General features: G+C 36.3%; 20 protein-coding genes, 1 rRNA gene and 1 pseudogene. 12 read left to right on the forward strand and 10 right to left on the reverse strand.

Annotated features, from left to right (window positions below; all coding sequences use genetic code 11):
• Positions 1 to 9 precede the first annotated feature (9 nt).
• The 3 genes from rrf (at position 10) to EQ827_RS05425 (ending at position 1,420) form a co-directional block, all read left to right on the forward strand.
• Positions 10 to 126, forward strand: a 5S ribosomal RNA gene (gene rrf / locus EQ827_RS05415).
• A 71-nt stretch (positions 127 to 197) separates the two neighbouring features.
• Positions 198 to 956, forward strand: a complete 759-nt coding sequence (locus EQ827_RS05420) for a threonine/serine exporter family protein (protein WP_181189974.1) — start codon at positions 198 to 200, stop codon at positions 954 to 956.
• A 17-nt stretch (positions 957 to 973) separates the two neighbouring features.
• Positions 974 to 1,420: a threonine/serine exporter family protein gene (locus EQ827_RS05425; RefSeq protein WP_181189975.1), complete on the forward strand. Its 447-nt coding sequence runs from the start codon at positions 974 to 976 to the stop codon at positions 1,418 to 1,420.
• A 193-nt stretch (positions 1,421 to 1,613) separates the two neighbouring features.
• Here the strand turns inward: EQ827_RS05425 and EQ827_RS05430 are convergent, their stop codons facing one another.
• Positions 1,614 to 2,438 carry an alpha/beta hydrolase gene (locus EQ827_RS05430; RefSeq protein WP_181189976.1) on the reverse strand — a complete coding sequence of 275 codons (825 nt, stop codon included), beginning with the start codon at positions 2,436 to 2,438 and terminating at the stop codon, positions 1,614 to 1,616.
• Positions 2,416 to 3,543 carry a PTS sugar transporter subunit IIC gene (locus EQ827_RS05435; protein ID WP_181189977.1) on the reverse strand — a complete coding sequence of 376 codons (1,128 nt, stop codon included), beginning with the start codon at positions 3,541 to 3,543 and terminating at the stop codon, positions 2,416 to 2,418. The genes EQ827_RS05430 and EQ827_RS05435 overlap by 23 nt, the downstream gene beginning before the upstream one ends.
• Before the next feature lie 81 nt (positions 3,544 to 3,624).
• Between EQ827_RS05435 and EQ827_RS05440 the strand changes: the two genes are divergently transcribed.
• Positions 3,625 to 4,818, forward strand: a complete 1,194-nt coding sequence (locus EQ827_RS05440) for an MFS transporter (protein WP_258231799.1) — start codon at positions 3,625 to 3,627, stop codon at positions 4,816 to 4,818.
• Positions 4,819 to 4,821: 3 nt separating this feature from the next.
• A complete protein-coding gene (locus EQ827_RS05445) occupies positions 4,822 to 5,739 on the forward strand; it encodes an alpha/beta hydrolase (RefSeq protein WP_181189979.1) in 918 nt (305 codons plus the stop codon).
• Here EQ827_RS05445 and EQ827_RS05450 read toward each other — a convergent pair.
• On the reverse strand, positions 5,736 to 7,106 hold the full coding sequence (locus EQ827_RS05450) for a sugar porter family MFS transporter (protein ID WP_181189980.1): 1,371 nt from the start codon (positions 7,104 to 7,106) through the stop codon (positions 5,736 to 5,738). The genes EQ827_RS05445 and EQ827_RS05450 overlap by 4 nt on opposite strands.
• 88 nt (positions 7,107 to 7,194) lie before the next feature.
• On the opposite strand from EQ827_RS05450, the gene EQ827_RS05455 reads away from it, so the two are divergent.
• Both EQ827_RS05455 and EQ827_RS05460 read left to right on the forward strand, forming a co-directional pair.
• Complete coding sequence (locus EQ827_RS05455; RefSeq protein ID WP_181189981.1) at positions 7,195 to 7,788, forward strand: histidine phosphatase family protein; 594 nt, start codon at positions 7,195 to 7,197, stop codon at positions 7,786 to 7,788.
• Positions 7,789 to 7,905: 117 nt separating this feature from the next.
• Positions 7,906 to 9,550 (forward strand): annotated as a pseudogene (locus tag EQ827_RS05460) (peptide ABC transporter substrate-binding protein).
• 143 nt (positions 9,551 to 9,693) lie between these two features.
• Here the strand turns inward: EQ827_RS05460 and EQ827_RS05465 are convergent.
• On the reverse strand, positions 9,694 to 10,095 hold the full coding sequence (locus tag EQ827_RS05465; protein ID WP_181189982.1) for a flavodoxin family protein: 402 nt from the start codon (positions 10,093 to 10,095) through the stop codon (positions 9,694 to 9,696).
• A 169-nt stretch (positions 10,096 to 10,264) separates the two neighbouring features.
• Between EQ827_RS05465 and EQ827_RS05470 the strand changes: the two genes are divergently transcribed.
• The gene (locus EQ827_RS05470) at positions 10,265 to 11,212 is read left to right on the forward strand and encodes a nucleoside hydrolase (RefSeq protein WP_181189983.1); all 948 of its coding nucleotides are present in this window, start codon (positions 10,265 to 10,267) and stop codon (positions 11,210 to 11,212) included.
• A gap of 64 nt (positions 11,213 to 11,276) precedes the next feature.
• Here EQ827_RS05470 and EQ827_RS05475 read toward each other — a convergent pair whose 3' ends face one another.
• The 4 genes from EQ827_RS05475 to EQ827_RS05490 form a co-directional block, all read right to left on the reverse strand.
• Positions 11,277 to 11,597 (reverse strand): DMT family transporter, encoded by a 321-nt coding sequence (locus EQ827_RS05475; RefSeq protein ID WP_181189984.1) that lies wholly within the window; start codon positions 11,595 to 11,597, stop codon positions 11,277 to 11,279.
• A 199-nt stretch (positions 11,598 to 11,796) separates the two neighbouring features.
• A complete protein-coding gene (locus EQ827_RS05480) occupies positions 11,797 to 12,855 on the reverse strand; it encodes a 2,3-butanediol dehydrogenase (protein WP_181189985.1) in 1,059 nt (352 codons plus the stop codon).
• A gap of 235 nt (positions 12,856 to 13,090) precedes the next feature.
• A complete protein-coding gene (locus tag EQ827_RS05485; protein ID WP_181189986.1) occupies positions 13,091 to 14,422 on the reverse strand; it encodes an amino acid permease in 1,332 nt (443 codons plus the stop codon).
• A gap of 237 nt (positions 14,423 to 14,659) precedes the next feature.
• Entirely contained in the window at positions 14,660 to 15,979 is a 1,320-nt protein-coding gene (locus EQ827_RS05490; protein ID WP_309109341.1) for a D-serine ammonia-lyase, read from the reverse strand.
• A 122-nt stretch (positions 15,980 to 16,101) separates the two neighbouring features.
• Between EQ827_RS05490 and EQ827_RS05495 the strand changes: the two genes are divergently transcribed.
• From EQ827_RS05495 to EQ827_RS05510, 4 genes are read left to right on the forward strand one after another with little or no spacing between them, the layout of a single operon-like run.
• Entirely contained in the window at positions 16,102 to 16,590 is a 489-nt protein-coding gene (locus EQ827_RS05495) for a hypothetical protein (RefSeq protein ID WP_181189988.1), read from the forward strand.
• Entirely contained in the window at positions 16,587 to 17,444 is an 858-nt protein-coding gene (locus tag EQ827_RS05500) for a sulfite exporter TauE/SafE family protein (RefSeq protein ID WP_181189989.1), read from the forward strand. Before EQ827_RS05495 ends, EQ827_RS05500 begins: the two co-directional genes overlap by 4 nt.
• The gene (locus EQ827_RS05505) at positions 17,445 to 17,807 is read left to right on the forward strand and encodes a DUF1634 domain-containing protein (RefSeq protein ID WP_181189990.1); all 363 of its coding nucleotides are present in this window, start codon (positions 17,445 to 17,447) and stop codon (positions 17,805 to 17,807) included. It begins immediately after the preceding gene.
• Positions 17,808 to 17,823: 16 nt separating this feature from the next.
• Positions 17,824 to 18,684 (forward strand): exodeoxyribonuclease III, encoded by an 861-nt coding sequence (locus EQ827_RS05510; protein WP_181189991.1) that lies wholly within the window; start codon positions 17,824 to 17,826, stop codon positions 18,682 to 18,684.
• 105 nt (positions 18,685 to 18,789) lie between these two features.
• Here the strand turns inward: EQ827_RS05510 and EQ827_RS05515 are convergent, their stop codons facing one another.
• On the reverse strand, positions 18,790 to 19,527 hold the full coding sequence (locus EQ827_RS05515) for a response regulator transcription factor (protein ID WP_181189992.1): 738 nt from the start codon (positions 19,525 to 19,527) through the stop codon (positions 18,790 to 18,792).
• On the reverse strand, positions 19,527 to 20,861 hold the full coding sequence (locus EQ827_RS09180; protein WP_181189993.1) for a sensor histidine kinase: 1,335 nt from the start codon (positions 20,859 to 20,861) through the stop codon (positions 19,527 to 19,529). The genes EQ827_RS05515 and EQ827_RS09180 overlap by 1 nt, the downstream gene beginning before the upstream one ends.
• Between the last annotated feature and the right edge of the window lie 1,617 nt (positions 20,862 to 22,478).

Consider the following 22,478-nt stretch of genomic DNA (forward strand, 5'->3'; position numbering starts at 1 on the left):
AGAAGACAGTGTGGTGGCGACAGCGGGAAGGATACACCTGTAACCATGTCGAACACAGAAGTTAAGCTTCTCAGCGCCGAGAGTAGTTGGTGGGAAACTACCTGCGAGGCTAGGACGCTGCCACGCTTTTGAAGGTTATTATCGTCGATAATAACCTTTTTTTATACCCTTTTTTAGTTTAATAATTGGAGATATAAATGGACAAACAACGTATATGGCAATTATTAGATACTGGTGTTTTGGCTGGTAAAATTATGATGGAATCTGGCTCGGAAATGTATCGGATTCAAGATACAATTAAGCGTATTCTGAAAAAAGGTGGTCTCGTAAATCCGGAAATTTTTCTCACACCAACTGGTATTTTTCTTAGTGCACGGGATATTGTTTATACCAAAATGGCAGAAATTAATCAAAGTTCGATTAATTTAGAAAAAGTGACCCAAGTTAATGAATTATCACGCCAATTTGTTGCTGATTTGATTGATTTAGATGGTCTCCAACAAGGTTTACGTCGGGTTGATCGTGAGACCCAAGACTTCTCTTTGGCATTAAAACTATTAGGGGCTTTTGTTATTAGTAGTACCTTAATGATTTTATTTATTGGTCATTATGATTGGGCTGACTTTCTGCAGTCTGGATTGGTCGGAATGATCGGATACTTGATTTATTATTATATTAATAATGTTGTAAAGCTTGAATTTATTAGTGAATTTATTGCTGCAGCAGCTATCGCCTTATTGGCGGTTGCTTTGCGTCAGTTACATTTAATTAATAATCTTAATTATTTAATTATTGGAGCAGTAATGCCATTAGTTCCGGGAGTAGCTTTAACAAATGCTTTACGGGATTTAATTGCTGGTCATTTAATTTCGGGCTTGTCGCGGATGGTTGCTGGAACATTAAGTGCTTTAGCAATTGGGGGCGGAATTGCGGTCGTTTTAAGGTTTCTTTTATAAGTATAAGGAGTAAATCAATGCCTCTAGGCTTACAAATTATCATTCAAGTAGTTTTTAGTTTTGCTGGGACAATTGGATATGCACTTTGTATTAATATTCCCCGCCGAGCTTTAGTGAGTTGTGGAATTTGTGGAATGCTGGGTTGGATGGTGTACTGGTTTTTATGGCGCTTTGTTGGTGCAGGAAAGGTAGCTTCTAATTTAATTGCGGCTTTAATTGTCGGTTTGGTGAGCTATTGGTTTGCCCGCACTAAAAAAATGCCAGTAACTTTATTTAATATTCCCGCCTTAGTACCATTAGTTCCCGGTGCAACTGCTTATGAAGCAGTGCGTGCATTAGTTTCCGGTGAATTCGTGAATAGTATTCGTTTATTTTTGATGGTGATTATGGTTATTGGTGCTATTGCGATGGGTTATATGGTGGCTCAAGTGTTAATTGATATTGCTAAATCTATGCAAAAGTGATAATATAATTATATGCGATGAGTCGAGGGATCACTTTTATAAGTGATCGCTGGGGAACGTCAGGTTAGTTTTTACTAACACTCACCGGATTTTGTGAGGACGCTTTTACTGTTAGATGTGAACTAATGGTAATTACTGATTTTCAGTACCCTAAAAAAGTCATGACCTATTTAAATAGGTCATGACTTTTTTATTAGACAAAGAGTTTTTTAAGGTATTCGACAACATTTTCTTGAATTAGGCGGGCAATTTGTGGATTATCCAATAAGCTAGAATGGGTACTGCCTTCACCAGTAACGGTGATTTGTGTGTATTTTTTGACCTGATTTTGGTAAATATACTTGCCTGCCTCTACGCTTTGATACGGAACAATACCATCACTACGATAGTTTTTTGTACCGGCAATGGCATAAACTATTAAATTATCTGGAAGTCTGTTGCGGCCTTGATACAACTGCCGAAAAATCGCAGTTTGATTTTTAGGATTAGATTCTAAAGAGTTATAAGGCGTGCCGATGGTCATTAAGGTATTAATGGTGAGATTATTACGATCAAAGTATTTTTCTAAGTACCAAGTCCAGATTAAGCCACCATTAGAATGACCAACTGCCGAAAAATTATTAAAGTTATAATTTTTGATTAGATAGGTTATGGCAATTTGCAACCAATGGGTTTGCTTGGCAATATTATTGTAACCATCTTGATTATTCTGAAAGGCAATCACAATAAAGGGTTCTTGATCACGTGTTGCGATGGTTCCAGTAGTTTTGATTTTACCGGTGGTAGAAACAGTAATTTTAAAGACGCTATGACGTGGTTTAGTGGCACGTAATTGTTTGAACAAATCATCAAAACGGTCTTGATCGGCAGAACTTCCCGGAATAAAAATAATCGGAGAAAGCCGGGAGTTGTGCCAAACACGCTCACTGTGGACGGTAGTTTTCATAGCATTGTAAGCAGGAAAAGCTAAAAGGATAAGTGCAAGAATAATTAAATTAATCCAATGTTTGGTTTTCATATTTGACCTCAGCTTTCACGAAGGGCAAATAAATGGCTGTCGAACAGGCAATGGCTAAAAGTGTTGCCACTAAACTGCCCCAATTACCATTAGTCCCTAAGAAGTTAATTAAAAAACTTGGTGTGCCGGCGAAAATTTGATAAACGGCAGGCTGTGCCCAGTTTAAAGAGATAAATAACGCCCCAATCAGCATGCTCACTAGCGGAGAGATGATAAAAGGTACTAAGAGACGTATATTAAATAAAACAGGCACACGCAACAATAAGGGAGCATTAAAGCCAAAAGAGCTTAAGAGAATATTTTGTAAAACTAGTTGTTCTTTTTGCACGATTAGCAAAGCAAAGACTAATCCTAAAGTGCAGCCAATACCACCTAAAAAGGCATAGCTGGTGTAAATTGAATGGAGATTTAAGGCAAAGGGCAGATGAGATAAACTTTGATGAGATAATGCAGCTGAAAGATTGGCTGTGGCTGCTGGGGTAGTGACAGTTTGTTTGGTTTCCGCGAAAGGATTAATTAGTCCACACCAGGTAGCTAAATTACGTCCGATGACTAGGGGCACTAAGGCCCACCAGTTGATGTGCCGAGCACTAGTAGAAATTCCTGGCAGCTTGATTAAAACATCACTTTGTTGCAGCTGATTTAAAACAAATCCAGCTATTAAAGCAACGCTGACGCGTAAAGTCGGCCACGGTATTTTCTTAAAGAGTTTAGCTACTAGCCAGCTGATTAAAATGACTAGCAATATGGGAGGTTGATACCAAGTATTATGACCATCTGGGGCTAGGTTGATGCTGGCAATAATCAAGATTAAAACTGTATTGAAGCTAAAATCTGGCTGCGAGTGCTGGCTTAATTTTTGGGTTAATAAATAACCAAAAAATAAGAGTATGAGTAACTCTAAAATATTAATTAATTGAGGAAAAAGTCGATTTAAGGTGGAATATTTCCAGCCTAAATGAAAAGTTTTGACAAAAAATCCATTGGGATTAAAAAGCGTGTTATTAATCAACCGTAAATAGGCATCTATAAGAATAATCGGATAGATATCTTGGAAGGTGGAGCGCAGAATTGTCAAAAAATTATGATAACGAAATTTAAACATAAGAGCTCCTTTAAGAATGATTGGCAATCAGAATTTTTCTTTGTTAGGATTAAAAATAGGAAGCTAAAAGGGGGTAAAAAATTGCTGCGTGATGAACAACAACGTTGGTTATTATTAATGAATGCAACTTTCAATATGGTTATGGGTTTTATTTTACCAGTAAATACCATTTTTATGACTAAAAATCTCCACGAAACAATGGTGACTGCTGGCTTTGTTTTGATGATTTATTCTGGGGTCATGATGTTAGGTAATGCTTGTGGGGGATATTTGTTTGATCATTATTCCCACCGTCGGACCTTATTTGGAGGTTACTTAATTGCGGCGCTGGGATTTTTGGTGCTCTCATTTTGTCATATTTGGCCTATTTATGCAATCGTACTGACGGTGATTGGTTTTGGTATGGGGATCGCATATACAGCGGTTAATTCATATACGGCAGTAGTTGCTCAACAGCATCGGCAGCACTCGCAGCGAATTTTTAATATTATGTATTTGTCGGCCAATGTTGGCATTGCTTTGGGTTCGATGTTGGTTAGTGTAATTTTTCAGCGCAGCATTTTTTTGACTTTCTTTTTACCGGCAATGTGTTTTACTGTTTGTTTAATAATTGTAATAGGGCGGGGACACGTTTTAGATGGCCAAAATAAAACCGTTACTGCCCAGACTGCAACTGCGGCCACCACTACGCCGACCTCTGGGGCGCCGGTTTTACAGCACCAACAGCTTTATTGGAATTTAAGTCTTTTGTGTTTGGCAGTATTGGTGGTTTGGTTAGGATATTCCCAATGGGACAGCAATATGTCTTTATATATGCTCAGCCAGCATTTTCAAATGCGCGACTATAGTTTGCTGTTTAGTTTAAATGCGATGTCCTTGATTGTCATTCAGCCGCTGATGGGACGAGTAGTTGAAACGTTATTTACACAATTAAAAAATCAAATTACTTTAGGCTTGATTATTATGGGTATTTCTTTTGTCTTTTTGCCTGGTGCTCAACATTACTGGCAGTATATTACCAGTATGATGATTTTAACCATTGGCGAGTCTATAACTTTTCCCACCATTCCTGCCCTTTTAAGCAAATTATCTACTTCTAAAAACCAGGGAGCCTATCAAAGTTTATATGTCATCTTTGGTTCTTTGGGCCGGGCAGTGGGTCCATATTTAGGCAGCTTGATTGCAACCCATGGGACATTTGATTTGTTATTTTATTTAATTTTTGGATCGATTATCATTGTAGCTTTGGGTGTTTTGATTATTAAAGAGGTGTAAAGTATGCGGCCAATAAGACGATATACATTATTAGCAATGTTAGCCTTGCCTGTGTTAAGTGGAGCAGGTTTATTTAATTATGTTCATCGACGTGACAGCAGTGCTTTAAAGAGTAAGCCCCGGAAATTTTCCAAGGCTAACTTGGTCGTTCAAGGGGCACAACAGTTTGTACAGCTACCCAAAAAAATGGTGCAGATTACTTCTTTTGATGGACTATTATTAACAGGTTGGCTAACTAAAAATCACCAAAATCGAGCAACAGTGATAATTGTTCACGGTTTTGGTGTTGATCATCATTCTTTGGATAAAATCGGCTATCTTTTTTATCAGTTGGGCTTTAATGTTTTACAGCCGGATAATCGCGCTGCCGGCCAAAGTGGCGGTCATTATTTGAGTTATGGCTACTTAGAAAAATATGATGTGTTATCTTGGCTGAATTATTTGCAGCAACAGCCAACTTTGTGTTCGCGAGTGATTTTGTTTGGTGCGTCTATGGGAGCAGCAACAGTTTTACAAAGTTTGCAACTACAATTGCCCCCAAATGTTTGTGGGGTAATAGCGGACTCCAGCTATACAGATGCTTTTGCGATTAGTAAGTATACAATCAAACGTCAGTTTAAAATTCCAGCAGGTTGGCTGACGCATACATTGTCAATGTGGTCGAAAATTTTGGGCCAGGGGTCTTATCATCAAGCTAGCCCTTTGCGCAGTGTCTCTCTAGCACAGGTTCCATTATTATTTATCTGTGGTTTAAAGGATTCTACTGTGCCTCCGTCGATGACCCAAGAGCTTTATGAAGCAGCTGGGCAACCTAAATTTTTAGCTACTTTTGCCCAGGGAGAGCATATCCGGAGCATTGAAGCGCAGCCGCAAAAATATCAACAGACAATCCAAGACTTTTTACAAGTTTGCCATTGTTAAAACTTCTGCCAAGCAATTTTGATAAGCCGGGGATTAACCAAAATTAGCGTTAGCAAAACACATAAGACATTAGTAGCAGTGAATACTAAGAAAACCCCAGCAGTGCCAAAGATTGCTATTAAAGCTGGAAAAATTAAACTAATAATAAAGTTTGTGAGCCACATAATGGCGGTGGACCAACTCATGAAGGTTGATTTGGCTGCTGGCGGAAATAGTTCTGCCAATAAAAGCCAAGTCGTCGGGCTAACAACACCTTGTTGAGTAGCCAAAAACCCAGTTAAAAGTATTAAAACTACGATATTGGTTTGGCTTTGGCTGAGGATAGAACTGCGCATAATGAAAGTTAAGGCCAGCATAAAGGCGATATTACCACTAAGACCAGTTAATAAAATATGCTGGTGGGAAAATCGGCTAGTGAGTTTGGTTCCTAAAGTAATTGCTAAAGAGGAGACTAAGCCAATTAAAACATTGCCATACAATGATGCTTGGGCACCCATACCCACTTTTTCCAAAAGAGTCGTGCCGTAATACATGACAATATTAACTCCTGAAATCTGTTGGATAAAGGCCACAGCGATACCTGAAAAAAATAAATATAAGAGATATTTATTATGAACAACAGCTTTGAATTGAAGCTGATGGGGATGCTGTTGCTTTTTTTGGGAAGCTAAAATGGCTTCTCTAATATCAAATTGCGGGAAACCTAAGCGGTGAAAAGTTTTTCGCGCTTTTTCGCGCGTACTGTGCAAAAGTTGCCAAAATGGACTTTGCGGCAGATTAAAAGATAACAGCCACAAAACTATGGCAGGAACGACTGCCATCAACATCATTAGCCGCCAAACGGGATGCCAGTTTTGAAGCCACGAGCCTAAGATAGCATTGACAGTAAAGGCACATAATTGACCAAACACAATAGCCATAGCATTTTTGTTGATGTTAGTAGATTTATAATGATCGGGAGAGATTTCATTTAAATAAATAGGGGCTAAGCTGGAAGCACAGCCGACCGATAATCCCAAAATAAACCGAAAAATACTTAAAACAATAATATTATTAGATAAGGCACAGCCAATACTTGCAAGTGTAAAAACTGCCGCAATGGTGTGTAATAACAGTTTGCGACCGTATTTATCCGCGAGTTTTCCGCTAAATAAAGCTCCAAAAGTACAGCCAAAAACTAAAGATGCGGTGACTAATCCTTGCAGGTTTGCCGAAAGGTTTAATTGATCAGGCAAGCTAATAAAAGTTAAAGCGCCATTAACGACGCCAGTATCATAACCAAACAAAAATCCCCCTAAAGAAATGACATAGGAGGAGTAATTAAGTAAAGTATTACTAAGCCTGTGTGCGACTTTGTTGCTTTTCATTGTTCAATATCGAACTTCCCTTCTATCTTATATTATAATACTATTAAAAAATTTAAGACGATTAACGCTTCAAGGAGGCAATACAACAATGACTCAAGAGCTATATTTAATGCGGCATGGTGAAACTTTATTTAATCATTTGCATCGGATTCAAGGGGCCAGTGATTCACCCTTAACCACGAAGGGAATTAAGGATGCCAAAACAGTAGGCCAATATTTGCGTCACCAACAAATAACTTTTGATCATGCCTATGCTTCGACGCAGGAGCGTGCTTGTGATACTTTAGAATATATAACATCTCAGCCTTATCAACGGTTAAAAGGACTTAAAGAATGGAACTTTGGTGTTTTTGAAGGTCAAAGTGAAATTCTTAATCCGCAAAATGACCCGCAACGTCATTCATATGGAGATTTTTTTGTCCAATACGGGGGAGAATCAGATTTACAAGTTCAAGAACGCATGGTACGAACCTTGACAGAGATTATGGAGCAGCCACACCATCAACGTGTACTTGTAGTTAGTCATGGGGGAGCTTGCTTCATGTTCTTGCGAAATTGGTTAACTTGGCAGGAAATTAAACAGCGAGTGAAATTTAGCAATTGCTGTATCTTAAAATTCACCTATCGCCAGCAGCGGTTTGATTTTGAAGGAACTCTTAATATTATTCCGTCCACAAACTAGTATCTTACCATTATGATGTATAAAATTAAATTATCCTAATTTATTTTAATCTAATTATTTACTTTTGCTCAGAATCAGTGTAAACTCTTTATAATTATTACTGAGGAGGAAAGGTCTATGCGATTAAAAAGATTATTGGCTGTCAGTTCTTTGGGATTGGTTGCTGCGGCTTCTTTAGCGGGTTGTGGCTCCAACAATCAAAGCCAAGCACCAACTGATACTGTGCGTATCATGTCTAAAGATGTCATTGCCACAGCCGATCCGTCATTAGCGACTGATATTGTTAGTGCTCAAGGTATTACTAATACCATGGATGGGTTTATATCGTTATCATGGTAAAAAACTAGAACCAGCCATGGCAACTAAAGTTGTACAGCCCACCAATAATGGCTTAACCTATACTTTCCCTTTACGGAAAAATGCTCAATGGAGTAATGGCGATCCCGTAACCGCTCAAGATTTTGTTTTTGCTTGGCGGCGGACAGTTGATCCTAAAACTAAATCTCAATATGCTTATATTTATGAAGGGGTAGCCAACGCGAAAGACATTACTGCTGGCAAAAAACCTGTTGATACTTTAGGGGTTAAAGCCTTAGATAAACACACTCTGCAGGTAACTTTAGAAAAGCCGATTCCTTATTTTAATCAATTAATGGCTTCTGACTTCTTCTTCCCCCAAAATCCGAAAGTTGTTCACAAATGGGGCAAAAAATTCGGAACTGATGCTAAGACTTTAGTCTATAATGGACCTTATAAATTCGTTAACTGGAATAGTTCTGATAATAGTTGGACTCAGGTTAAAAACAATCGTTATTGGAATGCGCAAGCAGTTAAAGTTCCTAAATTAAAATATCAAGTTGTTAAAGATGCTTCGACCGCTTTAAACTTATATCAAGCAAATAAACTTGATCGGGTAGAATTAAGCGGTGATACTTCCAAGCAAATGAAGGGCTCTCAAGGTTATGGTGTTTTAAAACAAAATTCGACAGTTTACTTAGAGCTTAACCAAAAGAAACTGGCCTTTTTAAAGAATCAAAAATTACGTCAAGCGATGTCTTTAGCAATTAATCGCCAGCAGCTGACTAAAAAAGTTTTAGGCAATGGGACTTCTATCGCTACTTCTGTTACAGCTGCAAACATGGCCTTTAATCCTAGCAATAAGAGTCAAGACTTTATGGCAGCCACGAAAAAAACAGGAGCTGCGAATACTAAGTATGACTTAACTAAGGCTAAGGAGATTTGGCAGCAAGGTTTAGCTGAAACAGGGCAAAAGAAAGTCAAATTGACCATGGTCGGGGATGATACTGATATTAGCAAGCAACAAAGTGAGTTCTTACAAAGTCAATTAGAAAAACTTCCAGGCTTAAAAATAGAGTTGAATAATGTACCATATAAGAGCCGGCTAAGCCGCTCAGTGAGTGGAGATTTTGATATTGTGGTAACTATGTGGAATGCAGATTTTCCTGACCCGATTAACTTTTTGACCTTGTTTACAACTACTGCCAGCTATAATAGTGGTAAGTGGTCTAATCCACAATACGATGCGCTGGTTGCTAAAAGTATGAATGAAGATGCTAATAATCCACAGGCACGTTGGCATGATATGGTGGCCGCACAAGATATTTTAAATGAGCAACAAGGAGTTATTCCGCTCTATCAAAATGGACAAGCATTTATGACTCATAAGCGTCTGCAGCATATCGATTATGGACCGGGCTCCTTATATAATATGGTAACTTTACGGGTAAAAAATGATAAATAAAAGTTGTTATTAAAGCTAATAATCTGCAAAATTGGAACTTTCAGTTATTTTGTAGGGGAATAGGCAAAAAATAACAAAGAGGTGGGGGATAATATTGTCCCCCACCTCTTTACTTAGCAGTGTTTATACCAAAAAATCTGATTTCAAGCATTTATTTCTGCAACAAATTTTTTGATTTCTTCTTTTTGGCGGTCACTAATGTTGCCCAGTTTTGGCATAACACCATGTAAAAATACATGCTTCTCAGAAACTGGGATTTTTTGCTTTTTGAGAATTTTGCTAAGACCTTTTTCAATCGTAAAGGCACTACCTGCCGTTCCAAATAAATATACCTTTTGGACTTGATCCGGACTTAAAGTTCTAACAAAGTCTTTCAAATGATTATCAGGTGACATACTGTAAATACCACCTCCAATAAATAAGCGTGTAACTGGCTGTGCCAAGGGCTGTTCAATAGTTTGAGCAGGGATTCCTAGCTGTTCGGCTAAATATTGTGCCATCTTTTCAGTGTTGCCAGTTCGGCTATAATATCTAATTGCATCCATCTCCGGCCATCTCCTCGTTATCTACAAATTAGTTTTCATGAATCATTATATAATGTATTCGTTTTCTTTTAAAGCGATTCTAATCAAATTCATTAATGACATTGTTGTGCACAATTGCGTCGCTAATTAATTTTGGTATAATGCAAATAACAATTATTGGAGGTAGAATATGCACAATTTTTATTTTAATCATGACGGCAACGTTGACGATTTAGTCTCGTTATTATTGCTGCTGCAAATGCCGGAAGTTAATTTATTAGGCGTTGGTGTCACAGATGCAGATGGCTATGTGGAACCGGCAGCATCTGCTTCACGTAAGATTATTGATGTCTTTGGTGGCCGTCAGCACCAAGTTAGTGTGGCCAAATCCAATTCTCGTGCTGTGCACCAGTTCCCAAAGGAATGGCGCTTAAGTGCTTTTTCATTTGACGATTTTCCCATTTTAAATGAGAAAAAGGTAATCAACACCCCGTTGATGACTAAACCTGCTCATTTAGATATGATTGACAAAATTTTGCAATCACCTACCAAAGTGACGCTTGTTATGACCGGTCCGTTAACGGATTTAGCGCGGGCGCTAGAGATGAAACCAGAGATTGCGGCTAAGATAGAATGTTTATATTGGATGGGTGGAGCATTAAATGGTGTAGGTAATGTTTCCGAACCACATGCTGATGGCACAATGGAATGGAACGCATACTGGGATCCAGAGGCTGTCCAGACTGTTTGGCAATCATCCTTGCCTATTGTCATGGTAGCTTTAGATAGTACTAATCAAGTGCCTTTAACTCAGCAATTACGCTGGCGTTGGGCTAGTCAACGGCAATATCCTGCACTAGATTTAATTGGTCAAGGTTATTCTTTGGTACATTCTTTTGAAGCTAATTCTACTTATTATTTATGGGATGTTTTAACCACTTTAATCAGTAATTATCCAGAATTGGTTGAGTCAAAACCAGTTAAAACGGCTGTTTTAACCCAAGGAGCAGGAGCAGGACGTACTTATATTGATGAAGAGCAAGGCCGCGAAGTAACTTTTGTCACGCAAGTTCATGCGGATGCTTTTTATGATAAAATCGATGAATTAGCAAAATCAGCACCTTATCAGCCGCGTTAATTATGTAATTCAAGTACTGGGAATAATGTTCCCAGTTTTTTAATTGTAAGGATTTGATAGTTGGCTAAGAATGATACATTTGCACAAGCACAGTACCAACAATGATCAGAATCAAGCCAATCAGCGTGGGTAAATTTAGAGGTTCTTTCCAAATAAAATAAGAAGTTGCTGTGATTAAAATAATCCCTAGAGCTCCCCACAGTGCGTAGGCAATATTGAGTGGAATAGAATCCAACGCCAGTGTGAGTGAATAAAAGCAAATACAATAAGAAGCGATACAAATTAGTGATGGTAAAAAAACATGAAAATTATTGGTAGCTTTTAAGAAATTAGTACCGATAATTTCACCAATAATAGCAATGGCCAAGTAAAAATATCCTTTCATCGTCAACCTCCGGAAATAATAAATTTCAATTATCTTATCATTAGCAGTAAAAATAAGTCAAAAAAATAAAGCTGGCATGAAAATCTAAATTGCGCCTAGCTACAGCTAAGAATAAGGTAATATTGATAGTTAACCTTAGCTGAAATTAGTACACAATTCAAGACAGCTTTGTGCCAGCTTTAATTATTTGAAATGTTTATTACAATTCAGGTAAAATCATAATTTTAACTTGGGATTTATCACTAGCTAGGGACTTAATGCCTTCAATTGCTTGATCAAAGCCTAATTTATTAGTGATTAGTTTCTTAAATAAAGCTTGGTGGTTGTTAATCATTCCCATGACTAATGGGAAAGAATTGTTATAAGCTAAGACAGTATTAATATTGTAACCCTGCATGGTGGCCGCACTCAAATCTATGGTTACTGGCTTGCCAAAAATAGCAACAATTTGGATGATTCCCCCTCTTCTAGTGATTTGCAATGCAGTATTCAAGGTTGGTTGCGCACCAGCGCATTCAAAAGTAACATCCACACCCATTGGCAATTCTTTTTTGATTTCATCATTAACATCCACTTTGGCTGGATTTAAAGTAGTGAGACCAAATTCTTGTGCTTTAGATAAGCGTTCTTCTGAGAGATCAGAAATATAAACTTTAGTTGCATTCATTGTTTGTGCTAATAAGGCTGTTAAAAGACCAATGGGTCCCGCGCCCATCACTGCTACAGTTTGTCCGGCCATTAGGCCGCTTTTTTTGATTGCTTCATATGCTACCGCTGTAGGTTCTGTTAATGCACCTAGTTCATAGTCCATATTTTTAGGTAGTTTATAAGTGAAATTAGCTTTAGCGTTGACGTATTCTGCCATGCCCCCATCGTCAGAATAGCCTAAAAAGTTAGCGCCATCTTTAGCATGCATATTTAAGCAGAGATTATAGTTGCCAGATCGACAGTTAGCACAATGACCACAGGCAATTAGAGGCTCTACTGCTACGGCGTCGCCAATTTTAAAATCGGTAACATCTTTACCTAATTTTACTATTTCTCCAGAAAATTCGTGGCCCAAGGTAATTGGAACTTGGCGACCAGTAAGTGGATGTTTGTGTAAGGGGAGACCAAATCCTTGGCTATATGCATGTAAATCACTTCCACAAATACCACAATATTTCACTTTAATTTGAACTTGATCTGCCTTAGGTTCAGCAATATCTATATCTTCTACTCGAATATCCTGTTTACCATAAATTCTAACTGCTTTCATTATTATTACCTCCTATAATAGTTATCTGCCTCTAAAATAATTGTATTGCTTTTAGAAAACGATTACAATTATTTGGCCTGTGAATGATTGCGCTTTATCTTAAAAAGATAATTGATGTCTAAATAAGCATTGACAATTTAAAATCCTCAAAGAAGACTAAAAAAAGAGATTGAGATAAATATTTATCTCAATCTCTTATTCAATTAATAAAGATTAAATTATCAGAATGCTGTTTCTAATTTAATTTACTAAAGCTCCAAAAATAAATACAAATAAACCAAATGATAGTAATGATAGTAGTAATTGTCGTTTCCGGATTAAAAAGTAAAATCAAAAAGATAATGCTCATAAAAATAATTGTTAAGTAATCAGTATAAGGTGCTCCCGGTGTTGGGAAGAGTTGCTGACCCTTAGTAAAATCAGCAGATTTTCGGTATTTGATGTGGGTTAACATTAAGAATATATAAATAATTAAAAAGGCGGCTGAGGCCACAGAAGTGATTAGCTTAAAGGCACCATCAGGAAAGAGGTAGTTAATAAAGACTACTAAACCAACAATTACTGTAGAAAGAGTGATTGCCCGCATAGGGATTAACTGACGATTGAGGTGCGCAAAATAGCTCTGTGGTTTAGAAAGTGAAAATAACATTCTTCCCGTTGTGAATAATGAACTATTTAAGGAAGAAGCCGCTGCTGTTAAAACAACAAAATTGATAATTCCAGCAGCTGCTTTAATGCCAATGCCAGAAAATACTTGTACAAAAGGCGAATGTCCTGCACTGTAATCAGTCCAAGGCTGAATAGTCATAATGGCCATTAAAGCACCAATATAAAAAATCAAGATCCGCATGATTACGGAATTAATCGAATGGGGGATGTTAGTAAAGGGATCCTTCGTTTCTGCAGCAGAAACTCCTACGAATTCTACACCTAGGAAAGAAAAGAATGCCATTTGAAAAGCAGCAATAATTTGCCAAGAGTTACCGGAAGAAACTCCCCAGCGCCACAGATTAGATAAACGCACTGGTCCACGACTAGTTTTAACTTGAAAGATCAACATAATAATAGCTGCTGCAATAATTGCTAAAATGGCCACAATTTTAATTAAAGCAAACCAGAACTCAGTTTCACCAAAAGCCGCTACGGCTACAATATTAATTAAGTACAGTAAGGCCAAAAAGATTAATTCCCAAATCCAAGTTGGAACTTTGGGAAACCAAAACTGCATGTAAGTACCGACGGCAGTTAATTCTGACATGGCAATAACCAGCCAACCAAGCCAGTAGGTCCAGCCCATAATAAAGCCGGCACGCTTGCCAAGATATTTTTTAATAAAATCAATAAAAATAATTTTGTGCGTATCAGAAAGTAATAACTCTCCTAAAGCTCGCATCATTAAAAAAACAAAGATGCCCGTTATTAAATAAATACATAAAATAAACGGCCCCGCTTTATGAATAGATTCTCCCGAACCTAAAAAAAGACCCGTTCCAATGGTTCCACCAATAGCTATCATACTGACATGACGAGCGGAAAGAGATCGAGATAAGGCTTTTTTTTCAGACACTATTAACAACTCCTCATCTGATTTTAAAGTTTTTGACTAAGCTTTAATTTTAACACAAAATTACAGTGTTGAAACGAATAAACCTAAGAAAATAGATCTATCGGCGGTGAAAAATACTGTTAGCTATTTGGTTTTAGAAGCTTAGAACCAACTTCTAACTTTGGAAAATATATTAAAAAAACTAGGACAAATTTTTGTCCTAGTTCTGATAATTTACATTAATAAAGTTATCTGTTATCAGTCAGCTGTTGAATTAAGCAGGGATTGGCCTTGCTCATAAAATTTTTGCATATCTGTTGGGGGAACCATGTCGCCACCAGTTGACCAGACAATATGTGTAGCGTTGGTAAGATTGTAATCATTTGTTAAGGCAAGTGAGGTTGGCTTAATAACGGCAAAACCGGCAGCAGCCGATGGTTCGATTTTAATGTTTTCACTATCTGCTAAGAGTGTGACATATTTTAAAATTTCAGAATCTGCAAAAGTAGCACAGCCACAAAGCAGTGTCTTCATAACCCGGCCTGCTAATACCGAAGGACGGCATACTGCTAGTCCGTCAGCTTGGGTTAATCCATCCAGCCCGATATCATAAACAGAGATATCATGATTTAATCCCGTTGCCATACCTAAAACGACAGATGGCACATGTGTAGGTTCTGCAAAAATGGCATGAATATTAGCTCCAATAATTTGCTTCAAACCAAAGGTAACACCACCTGGACTACCGCCAACGCCAGCAGGCAAATAAACAAATACCGGATGGTCTTGATCTATAAGAATATGTTGTTGAACTAATTGCTTTTGCAGTCTTACTGCGGCTACAGCATAACCTAAGAATAGATCCTTTGAACCTTCGTCGTCAATAAAGTAAGTATGCGGATCGTTTTCTGCCTGTTTGCGAGCTTGATGAACTGCAAAGTTACAGTCACCATCATGTTCAATGACATTCACACCATTGGCTCTTAATTTGTCCTTTTTCCAGGCACGTGCATCATGGGACATATGAATGGTAGTCTGAAAGCCAAAAGTAGCGGCAGCAATGCCAATACTTAAGCCTAAATTACCCGTAGAACCGGCTGTAATTCCGTAATGCGAGAAAATTTTACGATATCGTGGTGTAGCTAAAACAGAATAGTCATCCATATAGGTTAAGTCGCCCTCAGTCATTGCCACGTGTTCTGCAAATTTAAGGACTTCATAAATGCCGCCCCGAGATTTAATCGAACCGGAAATCGGTAAAGCATTATCCTGTTTAATGTATAAATTACCAGGCAGCGAGTAGTCATTATATTTTGACCAAGCTTGCTGCATGTGAGGAATTTTGGTTAAGGGTGATTCGATTACACCGTGTAAAGCCGCAGTCTCAGGAAAAGCGACGGCCAAATAAGGGGCAAAACGTTCCCAACGAGCTACAGCGTCAAAAATATACTCCTTACTGAAAGGCAAATCTGGATCATCTTGGTTATAATCAGGGTTTTTCCAAAATAGCGGTTGATAGTCTTTTAATTGCTGAATAATCGGTAAAGCTGCTAATTTTTCCGCGATTTTACTTTCCATTGCTTTCATCTCCTTAATTTCTACAAATGCATACTATCACAAAATTAGCTGATTAATCAATTTGAAACCCAACCTCAGCTAGAGTATTATGGTTTCAAGATAAGGAAATGTGAGGTTAACGCATGAAGATTACTGTGGCCCAATATCAAGAACAAATTGCTCAAGAAAACTATCAAAATTTTACAGTTACAGTGCAATTAACCCGTCGCTTAGGTCAAGCTAAATTAAAAGCGGCAATTACGCAATTAATTCAACAAGTGCAAACAGCAGTCGATAGTGGCTATTTAGCGCAAGGACAATTGGTAGTAACTGGCCTACCAATGACAATCAGTTTTGCTTTGCAGACCGGAATTATTAATTTGCCTTTTCAAGATTATCAAAAAATTAGTCATTTTTTTGATAAAGAAGAAGTTAAAAAGCTGCAAGTTTATCTAGTGACTTTTAGTGATTATATCAATGTGTCTCACTTGCGAATTGATCAGGTTGCTGAAGATCCTAGTCACTTAAGTGTTCAAACGGCTGCTATTTTAGAAATGGTGCATACTAACTTAAAGCAAGCTTTAGCCAACTATGATCAACAAGACCAAAGAAAAGAGGAGCCACAGAAATGATTACAGCTAATAGTATTATTCTCATGTTAATTACGGGTTTACTAGCTGGAATTTTGGGTTCTATTTTAGGAATTGGCGGGGGAATGATTGTAACGCCGATTTTAACTGTGGCGATGGGACTTGATATTAAATATGCGATTGGAGCTAGTATTATTGTTGTTATCGCTACTAGTTCGGGGGCAACGATTTCTTTTTTAAAGGATGAAATGTTGAATTTGCGAGTGGCCATGTTTTTAGAAATTGCCACTACTATTGGAGCAGTGACTGGGGCCGCCTTAAACGGCGTGATTCCAAAGGCTGTTTTGTATATTTTATTTGGTTTGTTAGTTTTAAATTCCAGCTATACCATGATTAAAAAGTTGCGGGGTAAGCAAAAAAATGACGCTGCTACTAATGTCAAGGCTGATTATCTGGCACAAAAATTGCGCTTAGATGGTAGTTATTATGACAAAGCGACCAAAGAAGAAGTCAATTACCAAGTCAAAAATGTTCCAGGTGGCTTTTTAATGATGTTAGGAGCTGGTTTAGCCAGCGGATTATTAGGGATTGGTAGTGGGGCTTTTAAAGTAATCGCGATGGATAACATTATGAAAATGCCACTTAAGCCATCTAGTGCTACAAGTAATTTAATGATGGGAGTTACAGCGGCAGCTAGTGCTACAGTTTACTTCTTTAATGGAACAATTGTTCCTCATATTGCAGTCCCGTTAGCAGTAGGAGTCGTTTTTGGGGCGGTAATAGGTAGTCGGATCATGCAGCACTTGCAGCCGAAAGTGATTCGGATTATTTTTATTCCAATTTTACTGTACTTAGGTTTACAGATGGTACTCAAGGGATTTGGGGTGACGATTTAGATGAATAAGCAAGAAATGAATGAAATTGAATTAATTATTGGTAAGATTTTACGCGTAGGTGTTATTATTTCAGTGGCCGTTATGATTATTGGGCTAGCTTTGCTGCTTATTCAGGGCAATGGTGGATATGGGTCGCAATTTCCTACTACTTTTGCTGCGATTGGCCGCGGGTTGCTGCAATTTAAACCGGATGCCATTTTAATGTTGGGCATATTTTTGCTAATTTTGACGCCAGTACTACGGGTGGTAGTGTCGATTTATGCTTTCTTAAAAGAAAAAGATTATTTGTATGTTTATATCACCACGTTTGTCTTAATAATTTTGGCGTTTGCAATGATTGCGGGTTATTGGATTGGTCGCTGATAAAAAGGAGATAGCTATGAAATATCAACTAATTAGTTGGAATATTGATTCACTTAATGCTGCCTTGACGGGAAAAAGCCTCCGGGCCGATTTGACACGTGCCGTGTTAAAAATGATTATTGAACGTCAGCCGCAGATAATCGCTTTGCAAGAAACCAAAATGCCAGCTGATAATAATAAGGTGCAAAAATTACTTCAACTTTTACAGCAACAATTTCCTGATTATACGATAGTTTACAATTCTTCCCAGCCTCCTGCACGTAAGGGGTATGCGGGCACTATGATGCTTTATCATAAGTCTTTGCCCCAGCCCCAAGTCACCTATCCGCAAATAGGAGCTCCTGAGCCATTAGATAATGAAGGGCGGATGTTAACTTTAGAATTTCCACAGTTCTTTGTGACTACTGTATATACACCCAATTCTGGGCAAAATTTAGACCGTTTACCTTTAAGACAGATTTGGGATGATTGCTATCGGCAATACTTAGCTCAATTAGATCAAACCAAACCTGTATTGGCTTGTGGTGATTTTAATGTGGCTCATGAAGAAATAGACTTGGCACATCCTCAAAATAACCATCAAGCCTCGGGTTTTACTGATGAAGAGCGGGAAAAATTCTCGCAATTATTAGCGGCCGGTTTTACCGATAGTTTTCGACATTTGTATCCACAGGCAGCTGGGTATTTTCAAGAGCAGCAAAGTATTTACACCTGGTTTCCTCAGCGAGTTAAAACCAGCAAAAAGAACAATTCAGGCTGGCGAATTGACTATTGGCTAGTCTCCAATCAATTAGCTGACAAAGTGCAAGCTGTGCGGCCTCTAGCTACGGGGGAACGTCAAGATCATTTGCCTATTTTACTGGAATTTGAATTATAATTATTGTCCTATTTACAAGCTAAAGCCTAGATCAGGGTTGGTCTAGGCTTTTTAAGATGCTGTTTGATTGAATATATAAATTTTTATAGTGCGCTAACTAAAATATTATTTTAAAAGTTTAACTAATTCGCGGGCTTTTCTAACAGAAACATAAGCTACGCTGCCATTAATAAAATGGATTTCACGCTTTTGGCTGTCAAAATGATCTAATAAGTCTAAATTAACTAGATAGCTTTTATCACTGCGAAAAAACATAGGGTATTTCTTTTCTAACTCATTAAGATTATCAATAAATTCAGATTCCTTTTTAAGAGCATGTAATTGAACTCTCCCAGGATTAAATTTAGAAGTATTGAGATAAACTATTTCAGAGATAGGTAGGGAAAAATAACGCGGACCAATATGGTAAGTAAAGAGGTTTTCTTTTTTGTATTTGCCAGATTTCACTAAGTCATTAGTTTTCAGAATATCTTCACGAATATTAGTTTTAATATGATCGCTGCCATAATCTTTTAAAATGTAATCTAAGGGTGCTACTTTTCTTTCCAGCGTCAGAAATGATAATTCACCATGCGTGGTGATAAAAACAATATGAGCTGCCGGAATTTGCTTACGAATAGTAATAGCGGTCTGAAGTCCGGCATCTTTTTGATTTTCGATTTCCATGTCTAAAAAGAATAGTCCTTGATAATTATGAGCCATAGCTTCTAAAAGTGCATTAGGTGAATCAGTTTGACACACTAATTGCATTGGCAATTCGTTAATCATAATGGTGTCATTAATTACTTGAGCGTAGGTATTTCTTTGTTCTTGATTGTCTTCTAAAAGATAAATAGGAAACATTATTCTTCTCCTGTAATCATAATTGTGATAGTTAAATGCTGGTCTAATAACTCAGTTTCTAAAAATAAATTTTTATTTTGCTTAACTAGTTTTTGCACATTGGTCAGGCCAAATCCCTGGTGTCCTTTTTTAGTGGTATAACCATTAGTAAATAACTGATCGATGTTAGTCAAATTAGTTGCGGGGTTGGCAATAGTAATTTCAATTACTTTATTGTCGATATAGTTAAAGGCACACTGAACGACTTTTTCAGTTTCTTTAGTGGTCTGTTCGATCGCATTATCCAGCAAGATGCCTAGAATGCGAATGATTGAAAGAATATCCGGGTTCTTAATCTTGATATTTTGGGTGATTTCGAGTTGTAATTTAATCTGTTTTTGTTTAGCGGTAAAAAACTTTTGTACGATTAATCCCCGCAGCGGTTCATTTTTTAAGTAATCAATATGGGCAATAGTTAAACTGTCTAAATTTTCAGTATGTGGTTGTTGTTGCACAAGTTGTTGATAATAATCTTTAAATTCTTGTTGATTATCATTTTTGGCAAAGCCTTCTAGAGCTAACAGCATATTCTGATAATCATGTTTGAAGTGGCGTAATTCTTGGTATTGTTGCTCCATGTTTTGGAGATATTCTTGTAATTGTTGGTTTTGAGCAATCTTAGCTTCGGCTTGTTGGCGATAACTGTAGGATTGAATAAAAGAAAACACTTGAATAAAAGTTAAGGATACAAAGACAATAAAAATAATCAGCAAGGGAAGTTTGATAATATTAGTAATATTTATTTGTTGACTGATTATCAAGATAGCAAGGATAGAAGAAAATAAGAAAAATAATATTTTAAATATCCCATTTTCTAAATTTAAATTTTGTATAGTATGCGATATCTCATATATAACACTGTCATGCTTATGCGCATAAATAGCCAAAATAGCTAAAATAATAAAATATAATAAGACACAGATATATGCAGATATATCATTGCTATATTCAATATTGAAAAACATATTAGTAAAAAATCCCAAAAATGTTTCTATGCAATTAGCAACTATACCTACTATTAGTATAATAATCATAGCTATTAATCTATTATTTAAAAATTTATAGTCTAATCTTTTCATTTGTAACTTTTGAAATATTAATGTTGCTATAAACCAAATAAATAAATTCAAGTTTTCAATTAAAAGACCAATTAAACTATTAATTATTAAAATTATTAAGTAACTAAATAAATATTTTTTTTTATATTTGTTGTTTAATATAGCTGTTATTAAAATAACTAAGAAGACAATTACTATATTTTCTACTAAATCGGCTTGCGTACTAATAATATTCACTTGCTCACCTCCTCATGCTAATAAGGACATATTATTTGTGGAACCAGTGTTGCCATTTAATAAAAAAGCTATCATTTCTATCTGCAAAAGATCGCGGTTGAAAACTTGATCCTCCCTGAATTTTTTGTAATTGTTTTAACATGGTAATCTCCTCCTCTATGTATTAAATGTTAGCATAAGCATAGTGATTTAAGTGATAACTTTTATAAACGTTAGTTTTTTAAATATTAACGTAATAGATTAAAAATAAAGCATGTGACAGTATCAAAAAAGAATTATTGTTGATTATCATTTTCCAGATATTGTATTTGTCAAAAGTATTAGGCCATATAGCTGGTTTTTTAATATTGTAATTATTGGACATTACAAAAAAAGTGGAACAATTATTCATTCCACTCTTTTTTGTAACTAAATATAACACTAAGGTTATTTGTATCTTTTACCAGAATCTATGTCCTTTACTATTTATGCCGTTGGACATATCAATGAACCATTGATACCAATGCTTTTTACCACCTATAAAATTTAAAAGATTATTGTCATTAAGCTTCTTAAATTGATTTAAATTATACCTACAATTACATAGTACAGTAAAATTAGGCAACTTTTTGCCATTTTGACTTTGGCTTAGCATTCTTAATGCGTTTTGATAATTTATTTTTCATTTTGCTCCCCCATTTCTATTTGTTTGTATATGTATATATAGATGGAAAATAAAATTCAATTAATTAAAAAGATTGTCTAGAAAGCTACCTATTGCGTCACCAACATGCCAAAAGTTATTATGATGAGATTTACCATCAATTACGTTTCCTGATTAATAGTTTTAAAGTTACTTAAGACAGACATATTATTAAGCTCCTTTTTATTGTTTGAATAAGTTAATTAGCTTATGTCTATATAATAACTTGCTGGTTAAAAAATAGTTTGAATTTTTATAAACGTTATTTTTTGACGTATAATCGTCATTTTTTAACAGATATGGGATTGTCTTTTTATGAAAACCTTGATTTTAAATTATTCTCTGCTATAACAATTATCATTATAATTTCAAAACTGTTACTAAATGTTTCTCATTAGAAACTTGATAACAGTGAGAAGTATAAAAATGCAGAATAATGATTAAGCACATTATATAATTAATTCGAATAGCATAATCAAAAAATTGTATTTATCCTAAACTTTTAAATTTATTATTTGTTTGCTTAGAAAAGTTAAAGAAGGGTAGCAATCGCTATTTTTAAAATAACTATAATGTTAAATTATTGACTTTTACCCTAGAGATAGGAAATGTTGTGTTATATTCCAATATTAGTTTTTTCATATTATTGAAATTTTGAAGAACACAATTACTATGCCAAACACTGTCTTTCTAATTTCCACTACCTTTTCTTAATTACAGTTAGTTTTGATATTTTATAGTTACTGCTAAATTATGGTTAACCAAGAGTAAATTGCTTGTTTTATGAACGAACTGCCCATTTGGCGGTTCGTTTGTTTGTAAAAGAATGAATTAGTACCACTCATGTCAATAATCCTAAATCAAACTATAAAAACTATTCTTGTTAGATTTAATTTCAATGTAATATGACTTAAACTAAGCTGTATGACTTTTAA

It is taken from the genome of Bombilactobacillus bombi (assembly GCF_013607485.1).
Taxonomy (GTDB): Bacteria; Bacillota; Bacilli; order Lactobacillales; family Lactobacillaceae; genus Bombilactobacillus; species Bombilactobacillus bombi_A.